Source organism: Cupriavidus sp. YR651 (genome assembly GCF_900101625.1).
Lineage (GTDB): Bacteria > Pseudomonadota > Gammaproteobacteria > Burkholderiales > Burkholderiaceae > Cupriavidus.
On sequence record NZ_FMYZ01000006.1, the window covers coordinates 378,707 to 391,675 of the forward strand.

The window sequence follows — 12,969 nt, forward strand, 5'->3', positions numbered from 1 at the left end:
CCTCGGCCGCCTTTTCCATGATGGAAGCAAGCTCTAACGGCGAATCAGGTATTGGCGGGCTGAGCGCGCGCCGAACAGCGCAATCCAACCCATCGTCAGTGCCACCACGGCGATGCCGATCCGCAGGTCGGCCACATGCGCCACGCCGCCGATCAGCACAGGCCCGAGCAGCAGCCCCACGTAGGCGAACCGCGCCACGCGCGCGATGGCCTCGGCCGGGGCCACGCCGGGCAGGCGCGAGGCCGCGACGAAGAAGATCGGCACCATGTTGGCCGCGCCCAGCCCCATCAGGCTGAAGCCGACCAGCGCGGCCAGCGGCAGCGGCACCGCAATCGCCAGCGCGATGCCGGCAAATCCGAGCCAGGCGCTGCCGGTCAGCGTGTCGGCATCGCCAAAACGCGCGCGCAGGCGGTCCCCGCCAAACCGGCCGCAGGCCATCCCGCCCGAAAACGCGGCATAGCCGAAGCTGATCCAGCCCAGCGGCGCTGCGGCTACGTCCCGCATATAGACGCTGGTCCAGTCGTACATCGCGCCTTCCCCGACCAGCCCCAGGAACGCCATCAGCCCCAGCAGCCAAAGCGCGCGCGTGGCGTGTTCGCGATGGTGATCGGCCGTCGGCGGCATCGGATGGTCGGCCATCAGCCGCGGTGCCATGCCGATTGCCACGGCGGCGGTCATGGCGGCGATCAGTGCCGCATGCACCAGCGGCGGCACGCCAAGTGTCAGCATCAGGCCGCCGAAAGCCGCCCCGAGCATGCCGCCGAGGCTGAACATGCCGTGCAGCGCGGACATCACGGGCCGCGTGCGGCTGGCCTCCACCGTGGCGGCCTGCGCGTTCATGGCCACGTCGAACGCGGCGTTGGCCATGCCGAAGAGCAGCAGCATCGGCAGCAGCAGCGCAAAGGCGGGCATGGCCAGGATCGCGATGGTTGCGACGGCAAAGGCGATACCGCCCAGCATCGATGCGCGCGCGCTGCCCAGCCGTGCCACCCAGCGCCCAATCGGGCCCATGGCGAGGATCGCGCCGCCGGCCACGGCCAGCATGGCAAACGACAGCATGGCGTCCGATAGTCCAAAACGCGCCTTGATGGTGGGAATGTGAACGCCCCAGGTGGCGAACGTGGCGCCATTGACGAAGAACAGCGCCATCGTGCCGCGCGTGGCGCGGGAGACCGCCAGGGGGGAGGGCACCGATACCACCGCTTATGCCGACTGAGTGCCGGGGCGTAGCAGGCCACGCCGATGCAGCGCGAAGCCGAACGCCAGCAGGGCGCCCGCCGCCAGCGCCACCATGACCCAGAGCATCAGCCAGTAGCCGCCGGCCGCGCGCCACAGCAGGGCGCCGAACCACGGCGCCACGGCCTGCATCAGCAGCACCGGCGTCATCATCAGCCCGTTCAGCGTGGCGTAGTGGTGGCGCGAGATCAGCTCCGGCATGGCCATCGCGCGCAGCATGGTGTTGACGCCGTTGGCGCAGCCATAGAGCACGGCCGCCAGCATCAGCCAGTAGCCGTGGCCCATCGCCAGGCACAGCAGGCCGATGCTCATCACGACATAGACCGGCATCGACAGCCGCACCGGATGATGGATCGGCAGCCGCGCCATGGCCAGCCGCCCGGCCACCTGGGCGGGGCCGATCAGCGCGGCGACGATCAGTTGCTGGCCCAGCGGCATGCCCTTCTCGGTGAGCATCGGGATCAGGTGCGCGCCCAGCAGGGACGCAATCACCGCCGTGGCCGTGAAGGCCAGCACCACGGCCCAGAATACGGGCTGGCGCAGGGTCATGCGGGCAATGCCGGGGGCGCCCGCCCCGGCCAGCGGGCCACCGGCCTGCACGGGCGCGTAGGTGGCGTGCACCGCGAATCGCAGCCGCGCATGGAGCGGCGCGCAGACGAACAGGTTGAGCGCGGCGAATCCCACCAGCGTCGGGCGCCAGCCCAGATGCAGCACCAGCCATTGGGCCAGCGGAATAAACACGGTGCTGGCAAAGCCGGCCAGCAGTGTCACGTGGACGATCGGCTTCTGGTAGCCGTCGCCGTACGCCTGGCGCAGCACGACGAACGCGGGTTCGTAGAGCGTGGAAGCCATCGCCAGGCCCAGCGGAATCCACATCAGCAGGAACATCGCCGGGGTCGGACACCACGCCCAGAGCAGCAGCCCGATGGCGGCGAGCACGGAGCCGGCGCTCATCACCTTGCGTGCCGGCACGCGGTCCAGCAGCCGGCCCACGGCGAACGAGCACAGGGCCCAGACCAGCAGCCCCAGCGAAAAGCCCCCGGCCAGGAACGGCTTGCCGTAGCCCAGCGCCTGATGCATCGGGTCGATGAAGACGGTGAAGGTGAAGTAGAGGGTGCCCCAGCTGATGACCTCGGTCAGGCCGAGGGTCCAGACGATATGGCGCGGTGGCAGCGCAGCGGTGGGTACGGCGGGGTCGGCAGGAGCAGTCATGGCGCGCCCGGCGCAGGTGGGGGAGCGCCGGTGGCGGTGCGATGGAAGAAGCGGAAATTGTATCGGCCCGGTCGCCGGATGCCTACGCCAAGCCACTTGGCGGGCGTCGTTCGCGCACCACGCCTCCACTCAGCCATGCAGCCATGCCCACGGCCAGGCGTTGCCGGCCATGTTGCCGCGATGCCGGTTATGCCGATGTCGGCGGACCCTTCAGCTCGACGGTATTGCCGTCCGGGTCCTTCACATAGATCGAAGGGCCCCGGCCCTCGGCGCCGTACCGCTGCTCGACGGGGCTGGCATCGATGCGATGAATGCGCAGGTGTTCAAAGATCGCTATGGCATCGAACGGATCGATGCGCAGGCAGAAGTGGTCGAGGTTGCGGCCCTCGGCACCCGGCCCGGCACCACCGGCCCGACCGAGCGGGCCGGCGAGCGACACCAGGTCGATCAGGCCGTTGCCGGCGCGTAGCTGGGTCAGCCCGAAATCGGGCTGCTCGCGCTCGAGGGTGCAGCCCAGTACGTCCACATAGAACCGCGCCAGGCGAGGCACATCCGCCGTGCGCAGGACCAGGTGATCGATGCCGGCGATGCGGAACATGGCGACTTGCCTCCTTCCCTCTTGGCCTACTTGTGCAGGCCGTCGTACTCGACGATCTTGAGGCTGCCCAGGTCCACGCCATCCACACAGCGCACGTTGACCCCGGCCATGGCATTGCCCTGCGGGTCCTGTGCCTCCGCGTAGGGGCCGCAGCCACAGACCGGGCAGAAGCGGTGCGCGATCTTCATCGTGTTGAAGCGGTAGGTCGACGCGTTCTCGTCCGGCGTCTTGAGCCGGAACTGCGCCTTGGGCACGAACCACAGCAGATGGCCGCGCCGGCGGCAGATCGTGCAGTTGCATTGCAGGACCGAGGTGATCTCGCCGTCCGCCTCGAAGGCGACGCGTCCGCAATGGCAGCTTCCCTGGTAAGTCGTCATGGGGTCTCCTGATGTTGTCGTCATCCGACCCCGCCCGCTCACTGGTCCGGGATCAGCCGCTTGCCCAGGCTGACCGCGGCGTCGCGGCCATAGCCGAGCTTGTCGTAGAACGCCATCACGGCGTCATTGCCTTCTCGCACGAGCAGGTTGATCTTCGGGCAGCCGCGTTCGATCAGCAGCGCCTCCGCGCGCGCCATCAGCATACGCCCGTAGCCACGGCCCTGAAACCCCGGGTCGACAGCCAGGTAGTAGACCCATCCGCGATGGCCGTCAAAGCCGATCATCGCCGATGCCACCACGCGCCCGTCGGTCTCGCCGACGAGGAACAGCTCGGGTTGCTCGGTCATCTTGCGGGCGATGTCGCGATGCGGGTCGTTCCAGGGCCGGGTCAGGCCACAGGCTTGCCAGAGGGCCACGACGGCCGGTTCATCGGCGAGGCGATATGCGCGGATCAGCATGGGAAGGAGGAGGGCGGAAGCGACCACTGCTGCATTGCAGCGCGGGCGTTTACCGACATTGTTAAGCGATTGACAGTGTATCCGCTGCGGCGCTGTCACAATGGCCGGCAACACCTGAGAACAACATCCCACAGGAGACACCATGAGCGACATCCACGCGCCCGCGCGCGCCACCTTCCGCCACATGGAACAGGGCACCCGGGAAGACTGGGCGGCCATCTCGGCGGAGTTCATGCCTTATGCGCGGGCGTTGCCGGACCGCGTGCTGGCGCACCTGCGCCTGCTCGATGGTGATTGCGGCGGCTTTCCGGTGGATCGCCTGACCCATTCGCTGCAGACCGCCACGCTGGCCCACCGCGACGGGCAGGACGAGGAGTACGTGGTTTGCGCGCTGCTGCACGATATCGGCGACACGCTTGGCAGCTTCAACCATCCCGACATCGCCGCGGCCATCCTCAAGCCGTTCGTGAGCGCGGAGAACCTGTGGATGGTGGAGAAACACGGCGTGTTCCAGGGCTACTACTTCTTCCATCACCTGGGCCTGGATCGCAACCTGCGCGAGCAGTTCCGCAGCCAGCCGGACCTGTTCGACCGCACGGCCGATTTCTGCCGCAAGTACGACGCCGCCGCGTTCATGCCCGACTACGACACGCTGCCGCTGGAATTCTTCGAGCCGATGGTGCGGCGGGTGATGAGCGCGCCGAGAAACTCGATGTATGTGAAGCCCGGCGAGCAGACGCTCGCGCGCGCGGAGTAAGGCCGCCAAACAAAAACAGCGCGGGTGTTGGCCCGCGCCGTTTTCATTTGCCCGGTCTCCCGGGCATCGATGATGCACCCCTCAGGCAGCCTGCTGTCCCGCCTGCGGATTGCGGAACTGCTCCAGCAACTTTGCCCACTTGCCGCGCACGGCCTTCAGGTTGTTCTCCTTCACATGGCCGAAGCCGCGGATGTCGTCCGGCAGGTTGGCCAGCGCGATGGCCGCGCCGTGGTTGGCCGCCGTCAGACCGGCCGACAGGTCCGCCAGCAGCGCACGGTACTCGCCGATCAGTGCCCGTTCGGTGCGACGCTCCTCGGTCTTGCCGAAGATGTCGAGCACGCCGCCTCGCAGGCCCTTGAGTTTCGCGAGGATCCGGAACAGCGTCATCGTCGACGGCCCGAAGCGGCGCTTCACCAGATGGCCCTGGTCGTCGCGCTTTGCCATGATCGGCGGCGCCAGCCAGAAATTCAGCTGGTAGTCGCGGCCGGGTTCGCCTTCGAACTGGGCCCGCAGCTTGTCCAGGAATACCGGGTCCGTGTAGAGGCGAGCCACCTCGTACTCGTCCTTGTACGCCATCAGCTTGGCCAGGTTGCGCGCGGCGGCTTCCGTCAGCGGCAGCGGCTTGCCCGAACCCACCAGCGCGGATTCCGCGGCGCGCACGCGATTGACGGCTTCGCGGTATTGCTCCGCATAGGCGGCGTTCTGGTACTGGGTCAGCAGGTCCGCGCGGTTGGCGATCAGCTTTTCCAGCAGCGCGCCCGACGACGTCGGCAGCTTCACCACATCGGCACCTTCGGCCGTCGTCTGCAGCTTGCCGGTCAGCGACAGCACGTGCTCGGGGTCATGCGCCATGTGGCGGCCCCAGTCGAACGCGGCCTTGTTCTTGTCCACCGACACGCCGTTCAGCTCGATGGCGCGCTCCAGGGCTTCCAGCGTCAGCGGGATCCAGCCCTTCTGCCAGGCGTAGCCCAGCACCAGCGGGTTGGTGTAGATCGCGTCGCCGATCAGCGCCACGGCCAGCGCGCTGGCGTTGATGAAGTCGCACTGGGCGCCCACGGCATTGCGGATGTCCTGTTCCGCCGACATGCCCGGGAACTGCCACTTCGGATTCTTGATGAAGTCGGCGGTGGGGGTTTGCGCGGTATTCACCACGGCCCGCGTGCGGCCGGCCTGCGTCTTCGAGATGACTTCGTCGGTCGCCGAGACGATGGCGTCGCAGCCGATCACGAGGTCGGCCTCGCCCATGGCGATGCGCGTCGCGTGCAGGTCATCGGGCCGCGCCGCGATCTGCACGTGGGACAGCACCGCGCCACCCTTCTGCGCCAGGCCCGCCATGTCGAGCACGGTCACGCCCTTGTTTTCGAGGTGCGCCGCCATGCCGAGCAGGCCGCCGATTGTCACCACGCCGGTGCCGCCCACGCCGGTGACCAGCACGCCGAATGCGCGGCGCAGCGGCGGGAGCGTCGGCTCCGGCAGTGCGGGCAGGCTGTCCATCGACACCCCGTGCGCCGCCGGCTTGCGGACCTGCGCGCCTTCGGCCGTCACAAAGCTCGGGCAGAAGCCGTTGGTGCACGAAAAGTCCTTGTTGCACGACGACTGGTTGATCTGGCGCTTGGTGCCCAGCTCGGTCTCCAGCGGTTCCACGGACAGGCAGTTCGACTTGACCGAGCAATCGCCACAGCCTTCGCACACCGCGTCGTTGATGAACGCGCGGCGTGCCGGATCGGGGAACGTGCCGCGCTTGCGGCGGCGGCGCTTCTCCGTGGCGCAGGTCTGGTCGTAGATCAGGATCGTGCAGCCCGGCACCTCGCGCAGTTCGCGCTGGATGCGGTCCAGCTCATCGCGGTGATGCACGGTCAGGCCTTCGGGCAGCTTGATCGCGCCGTTGTACTTCTCCGGCTGGTCCGTGACGATGACGATCTTCTTCGCGCCTTCCGCGGACACCTGGTACGCGATGTCCTGCACGGACAGCTGGCCGTCCACGGGCTGGCCGCCGGTCATGGCCACCGCGTCGTTGTAGAGGATCTTGTAGGTGATGTTGACGCCCGCGGCGATCGACGCGCGGATGGCCAGCAGCCCGGAGTGGAAGTAGGTGCCGTCGCCCAGGTTGGCGAACACGTGGTTGTCGCCGGCAAACGGCGCCTGGCCGATCCACGCCACGCCTTCGCCGCCCATCTGGCTGAAGGTGCTCGTGCTGCGGTCCATCCACACGGTCATGTAGTGGCAGCCAATGCCGGCCAGCGCGCGCGAGCCTTCGGGCACATTGGTCGACGTATTGTGCGGGCAGCCGGAGCAGAACCACGGCTTGCGCTCGGCGGTCACGCGCGGCGTGGCCAGCGCGCGTTCCTTGGCCTCGATGATGGCCAGGCGTGCCGCGATGCGGGCGCGCACGTCCACCGGCAGGTCGAATTTTTCCAGCCGCGTGGCGATGGCCTTGGCGATGATCGCCGGCGACAGCTCGTAGTGGGCCGGCAGCAGCCACTTGTTCTGCGGGATCGACCATTCGCCGCCCGCGTTGTCGCGTTCGTCGAACTTGCCGTAGACCTTGGGGCGCACATCGTCGCGCCAGTTGTACAGCTCTTCCTTGAGCGCGTACTCCATGATCTGGCGCTTTTCTTCGATCACCAGGATTTCCTGCAGCCCCTCGGCAAAGGCGCGCGCGCCGTGTGCTTCCAGCGGCCAGACGCAGCCAACCTTGTACAGGCGGATGCCGATCTGCGCGCAGGTCTCGTTGTCGAGGCCGAGGTCGCACAGGGCCTGGCGCGTATCCAGGTACGCCTTGCCGGCGGTCATGATGCCGAAGCGCGCATGCGGCGAATCGATCTCGATCCGGTCCAGCTTGTTGGCGCGCACATAGGCCAGGCCCGCGTACCACTTGAAGTCCAGCAGGCGGGCTTCCTGTTCCAGCGGCGGGTCCGGCCAGCGGATGTTCAGGCCGCCCTGCGGCAGGATGAAGTCCTCGGGCAGGGTGATCTGCACGCGGTGCGGATCCAGCTCCACGGAAGCCGACGATTCCACCACATCGGTCACGCACTTCATGGCGACCCAGAGGCCCGAATAGCGGCTCATGGCCCAGGCGTGCAGGCCGTAGTCGAGGTATTCCTGGACGTTGGACGGATACAGCACCGGCAGGCCGCAGGCCTTGAAGATGTGCTCGGACTGGTGCGCCAGCGTGGAGGACTTGGCCGAGTGGTCATCGCCAGCCAGGACCAGTACGCCGCCGTGCGGGCTCGATCCGGCCGAATTCGCATGCTTGAACACGTCGCCCGTGCGATCCACGCCCGGGCCCTTGCCGTACCACATGCCGAATACGCCATCGAACTTGGCGTCGGGGTACATGTTGACCTGCTGCGATCCCCACACGGAGGTGGCGGCGAGGTCTTCGTTCAGGCCGGCCTGAAATACGACGTTGTGCGCCGCAAGGTGTTTCTTGGCCTTCCATAGCGACTGGTCCAGGGCACCCAGCGGCGATCCGCGGTACCCGGAGATGAAACCGGCGGTGTTGAGTCCCGCGGCGCGATCGCGTTCCTGCTGCAGCATCGGCAGCCGTACCAGGGCCTGCGTGCCGCTGATATAGATGCGGCCGCGCTCCAGGGTGTACTTGTCTTCGAGGGAAACGTTTTCGAGCGCGCGACGGATAGCGTCGCTGACCGGAGGGGTCAGGGGGGCATTCATGAGTGCTCCTCTAGGGGCATGCTGTCGGGATCACCGACACATCAGTTGTGGGCAACCGTATTCGGTCCCTTGTGGGGGCGTTGGACGGCCGTGTCTCTGCGCGGCATGGTAGCACCGGCGTGGCGGCCGCGGTACCGTGCGATGCAGCATAAAACGGGCCTGATACCCCCGTGATTTCCCGTAGCCACCGGCGCCACGCGTGTACACTGCGTTGCATCCAGCTGGCACGCAGCCCCGCCCGATGGCCGGGCGAATGACGCCTGTGCGCCACACCGCCGGTACCCCGGCATGGTGCAACCCGCACCGCTTATTTCATATCGAACATGACCAATTCCCCTCGCCAGGGCGCAACCCTGGCTGTGCTGATCGATGCCGACAACGCGGCGCCCGCCATCGTGGAAGGCCTGCTGGCGGAGGTGGCCAAGTACGGCGTGGCCGCCGTCAAGCGCATCTACGGCGACTGGACCAAGCCCAACCTCGCGGGCTGGAAGGAACGCCTGCTGTCGCACTCGATCCAGCCGATCCAGCAGTTCCGCTACACCGTGGGCAAGAACGCCACGGACAGCGCGATGATCATCGACGCGATGGACCTGCTGTACACGGGCCGTTTCGACGGGTTCTGCATCGTCTCCAGCGACAGCGATTTCACGCGGCTGGCGTCGCGTATCCGCGAGCAGGGGCTGATCGTCTACGGCTTTGGCGAGCGCAAGACGCCCAAGCCGTTCGTGACCGCCTGCGACAAGTTCATCTATTCGGACGTGCTGCGCGGGGACGCCGATACGGACACGGACACGGAGGCCGAGGGGGCCACCGCGCCGGCCCGCCGGCGCAATCCCAACGAGCTGCGCCAGGATTCGCGGCTGGTGCGCCTGCTGCAGACCGCTTCGCAGGCGGTATCGGACGAAGACGGCTGGTCCACGCTGGGCGGCATGGGGAACCACATCGCCAAGACGGCGCCCGAATTCGACTCGCGCAACTATGGCTACGGCAAGCTCTCGGAGCTGGTGGCGGCGACCGGGCTGTTCGAGGTCGAGACGCGCAACGGCGGCAACAACAAGACCATCTGGGTACGGCTGAAGAAGCGCGGCAAGGGCGAGGGCGGTGGCCAGCCGCAGCAGGGCCAGCAGCAGGGCCAGCAGCAGGGCCAGCAAAGTCAGCAACAGGGACAGCAGCAAGGCCAGCAGCGTCCGCCGCAGGGCTACGGCCAGCAGAACGAGCCGCGCCGCCCGACGCCGGCACCCCAGCCCCAACCCCAACCCCAGGCGCAACCGCTGCCGGCCGCCACGGTGGCGCAGCCGGTGCCGCCGGTGGAAACCCCTGCGCCGGTGGTGGAGTTCGACGCGATTCCCGAACCCGCGCCGGTGTTCTCGGCGGCGTCTGAAGACGAGGACGATGGCGCGGGCTCGGCATCCACGCTGATTTCGGAAGCCCTGGACGCACCGGAAGACAGGTCGAACGGCCGAGGCAATCGCACCAGGCGGCCCGACGTGGCACTGAGCGACAAGCCGTGGCCGATCGACCAGTCGGTGTTTGCGGCGCCGGGTACGACGGTGCTGTCGGCTCAGATGGATGGGGGCGTGGCGCCGGCAGAGGCGGAGACGGCAAAGGCAGAACTGCCCAGGCCGGAAAAGGCCGAGGCGCCCAAGCCGGCGGCCCGGAAGGCTGCTCCGAGGAAGGCCGCCAGCAAGACCGCCAGAAAGTCCGGGGACACGCCCGCCAGCAAGCCGGCCAAGGCCGCGCCGCGCAAGCGGGCTCCGGCGAAGAAGGCCGCGGAGTGATGTCCGGCGCCGCCGCACCAGCGGCGTAAGAGGCCGCGCGGCTGGCGGCCACCGGACCACAGCAAGGGAAGAACCACGCCGGTGCATGCAGCGCCGGCGTCGGACCGCTCTCCCGCTTCCTGCTTTTTTTTTCGCTCTCCGCGCTCCGCTCTCCCGAGCCCCGGCCTACCGTACCAGCTGGTTGATCTCGATGATCGGCATCAGCACGGCCAGTACGATCAGCAGCACCACCACACCCATCGTCAGGATCAGCAACGGCTCCAGCAGGCTGGTCAGGAACAGCGTGCGACGCTCCAGTTCCTGGCTTTCGCCCGTGGCCGCGCGCTCCAGCATCACCGGCAGGTTGCCGGTGGCCTCGCCCGAGCGGATCAGGTGCACGAGCACCGGCGGGAACTGGTTCTGCGCGGCCAGCGCGCGCGCCAGCGACGAGCCTTCGCGCACGCGTGTGGTGGCATCGTCCACGTTGGTCTTGAGCGCCTGGTTGGTCAGCGTTTCGCCGGCCGCCTGCAGGCTGCGCAGGATCGGCACGCCGGCGGACACCAGGATCGCCAGCGTGCTGGCAAACCGCGCCGTGTTGTAGCCGCGAATCAGCTTGCCGACCAGCGGCGCGGTCAGCAGCCAGCGGTGCCAGGCCAGGCGGACGTCGGGCTGGCGCAGCAGGCTGCGCACGATCAGCGCCGCCACGCCGATGACGGCAAGCGCGGCCCACCACCAGTTCCGCACGAAGTCCGACAGCGCCAGCATGACGATCGTCAGCGTGGGCAGCTTTTGCTTGGTGTTGGCAAAGACGCTGACCACCTGTGGCACCACGTACGACAGCAGGAAGATCACGATGGCGAATGCCACCACGGTCACGATGGCCGGGTAGGTGAACGCCAGGCGGATCTTCGCGGTCAGCGCGTTGCGCGACTCGATATAGCCGGCCAGCCGCTCCAGCACCACGCCAAGATGGCCGGAGTGCTCGCCCGCGGAAACCAGCGCGCGGTAGATATCGGGAAAGTCCTTCGGATGCTGCGCCAGCGCGACGGACAGCGAGCTGCCGCCCATGACTTCCGCGCGGATGCCGGCCAGCAGTTCGTGCACGTACTGGCGCTCGGCCTGATCGGCCAGTGCGCCGAGCGCCTCGTCCAGCGGCAGGCCGGAGACGATCAGGCTGGCCAGTTGGCGGGTGAACAGCGCCTGTTCCTGCGTGCTCAGCCGGCGTATCAGCATGGCGCTGCCGCTGCGCGGCGCCAGGCCGGCACCGGCCAGCGGGTCGACGGTGATCGGCGTCAGGCCGCGCGCGCGCAGTTGCGTGCGGGCCTGCTTCGGGCTGTCGGCCTCGATGACACCACGGTCGGCGCGGCCGGTGGCGTCAGCGGCTTCGTAGCGATAGGCGGGCATGCTGCGATCTGTCCCTTGCTTATTCGCGCGTGACGCGCAGCACTTCTTCCAGCGACGTGGCGCCGCTGTCGATCCAGCGTTGCGCATCGCTGCGCATCGTGTGCATGCCCTTGGCGAGCGCGGCCTGCTTGATCTCGGACTCCGGCTGCTGCCGGTGGATCATGGTCTGGATGTCGCTGTCGACGGTCAGCAGCTCGTACACACCCATGCGGCCCTGATAGCCGGAACGCCCGCACTTGTCGCAGCCCACCGCATGCCAGACGCGTTGCAGCGGCTTGCCTTGCGCGTGCAGCAGCTCGGCCTCGGCCGGTGTGACCTCGATCACTTCCTCGCGCTTGCAATGCACGCACAGGCGGCGTACCAGCCGCTGCGCCAGCACGCCCAGCAACGACGACGACAGCAGGAACGGCTCGATGCCCATGTCGACCAGCCGCGTCACGGCGGACGCCGAATCGTTGGTGTGCAGCGTGGCCAGCACCAGGTGGCCCGTCAGCGAGGCCTGCACGGCGATCTGTGCCGTCTCCAGGTCGCGGATTTCGCCGATCATGACCACGTCCGGGTCTTGCCGCAGGATGGCGCGCAGGGCCTTGCCGAACGTCATGTCGATGCGCGGATTGACCTGGGTCTGGCCGATGCCCTCCAGGTCATACTCGATCGGGTCTTCCACCGTCATGATGTTGGTGGTGCGCGCATCGAGCCGGGACAGCGCCGCATACAGCGTGGTGGTCTTGCCGGAGCCGGTCGGCCCCGTCACCAGGACGATGCCGTGCGGCTGCCGCACCAGATGGTCGAATCCGTGCAGGGTGCCGGGCGCCATGCCAAGTTTGGCGAGGTCCAGCCTGCCGGCTTCCTTGTCCAGCAGACGCAGCACGGCGCGTTCGCCGTGGCCGGTCGGCAGCGTGGAGACGCGCACGTCCACCGGGCGGCCGCCCACGCGCAGCGTGATGCGGCCATCCTGCGGCAGGCGTTTCTCGGCAATGTCGAGCTGCGCCATGATCTTGATCCGCGAGATCAGCGCGCCGTGCAGCGCCTTCTTCGGCCGTACCACGTCGCGCAGCGTGCCGTCCACGCGGAAGCGCACCACGGAGGCGGACTCGAACGGCTCGATGTGGATATCGGACGCCTGCTCGCGCGCGGCCTGGGTCAGCAACGCATTGATCATGCGGATGATCGGCGCGTCGTCTTCGGATTCCAGCAGGTCTTCCACGGCCGGAATGTCCTGCATCAGGCGCGAAAGATCCACTTCGCCTTCCACTTCGCCCACCACCTGTGCGGCGCTGCCGTCCTGCCGGTTGTAGGCATCGGACATGGCGGCCTCCAGCGCGGCCGGTTCCAGCACGCGCAGATGCAACGCGCCGTGCACCCGCGCCACCTCGGCGAGCGCCGAAGGCGAAGTCTGGCGGCTCACCCAGACTTCCAGGCCGTCGGGCCGCTGGCGGGCGATCAGCAGCGGGGCTTCGCGCGAGAACGAATAGGAAACCAGCCGGGCGGCCAT

General features: G+C 68.0%; 10 protein-coding genes. 2 read left to right on the plus strand and 8 right to left on the minus strand.

Annotated features, from left to right (window positions below; translation table 11 throughout):
* Positions 1-33: 33 nt before the first annotated feature.
* The 5 genes from BLR29_RS19010 to BLR29_RS19030 all read right to left on the minus strand — a co-directional run bounded on the left by BLR29_RS19010 (position 34) and on the right by BLR29_RS19030 (position 3,881).
* Positions 34-1,149 carry an MFS transporter gene (locus tag BLR29_RS19010; protein ID WP_092138573.1) on the minus strand — a complete coding sequence of 372 codons (1,116 nt, stop codon included), beginning with the start codon at positions 1,147-1,149 and terminating at the stop codon, positions 34-36.
* Positions 1,150-1,203: 54 nt separating this feature from the next.
* Entirely contained in the window at positions 1,204-2,448 is a 1,245-nt protein-coding gene (locus tag BLR29_RS19015; RefSeq protein WP_092138574.1) for an MFS transporter, read from the minus strand.
* A 187-nt stretch (positions 2,449-2,635) separates the two neighbouring features.
* Entirely contained in the window at positions 2,636-3,046 is a 411-nt protein-coding gene (locus BLR29_RS19020; protein ID WP_092138575.1) for a VOC family protein, read from the minus strand.
* A gap of 26 nt (positions 3,047-3,072) precedes the next feature.
* Positions 3,073-3,423, minus strand: a complete 351-nt coding sequence (locus BLR29_RS19025) for a GFA family protein (protein ID WP_092138576.1) — start codon at positions 3,421-3,423, stop codon at positions 3,073-3,075.
* Positions 3,424-3,461: 38 nt separating this feature from the next.
* Positions 3,462-3,881, minus strand: coding sequence for a GNAT family acetyltransferase (locus tag BLR29_RS19030; protein WP_092138577.1), 420 nt, complete (start codon positions 3,879-3,881; stop codon positions 3,462-3,464).
* Between the two features lie 142 nt (positions 3,882-4,023).
* Between BLR29_RS19030 and BLR29_RS19035 the strand changes: the two genes are divergently transcribed.
* Positions 4,024-4,638, plus strand: a complete 615-nt coding sequence (locus tag BLR29_RS19035) for an HD domain-containing protein (protein ID WP_092138578.1) — start codon at positions 4,024-4,026, stop codon at positions 4,636-4,638.
* Between the two features lie 81 nt (positions 4,639-4,719).
* Here the strand turns inward: BLR29_RS19035 and BLR29_RS19040 are convergent, their stop codons facing one another.
* The gene (locus BLR29_RS19040) at positions 4,720-8,313 is read right to left on the minus strand and encodes an indolepyruvate ferredoxin oxidoreductase family protein (RefSeq protein WP_092138579.1); all 3,594 of its coding nucleotides are present in this window, start codon (positions 8,311-8,313) and stop codon (positions 4,720-4,722) included.
* Positions 8,314-8,636: 323 nt separating this feature from the next.
* Here BLR29_RS19040 and BLR29_RS19045 point away from each other — a divergent pair, with 323 nt between their 5' ends.
* On the plus strand, positions 8,637-10,091 hold the full coding sequence (locus BLR29_RS19045) for an NYN domain-containing protein (RefSeq protein ID WP_092138580.1): 1,455 nt from the start codon (positions 8,637-8,639) through the stop codon (positions 10,089-10,091).
* A 165-nt stretch (positions 10,092-10,256) separates the two neighbouring features.
* On the opposite strand, the gene gspF is transcribed toward BLR29_RS19045, so the two are convergent.
* On the minus strand, positions 10,257-11,474 hold the full coding sequence (gene gspF, locus BLR29_RS19050; RefSeq protein WP_092138581.1) for a type II secretion system inner membrane protein GspF: 1,218 nt from the start codon (positions 11,472-11,474) through the stop codon (positions 10,257-10,259).
* A 19-nt stretch (positions 11,475-11,493) separates the two neighbouring features.
* Positions 11,494-12,969: a type II secretion system ATPase GspE gene (gspE, locus tag BLR29_RS19055; RefSeq protein WP_092138639.1), complete on the minus strand. Its 1,476-nt coding sequence runs from the start codon at positions 12,967-12,969 to the stop codon at positions 11,494-11,496.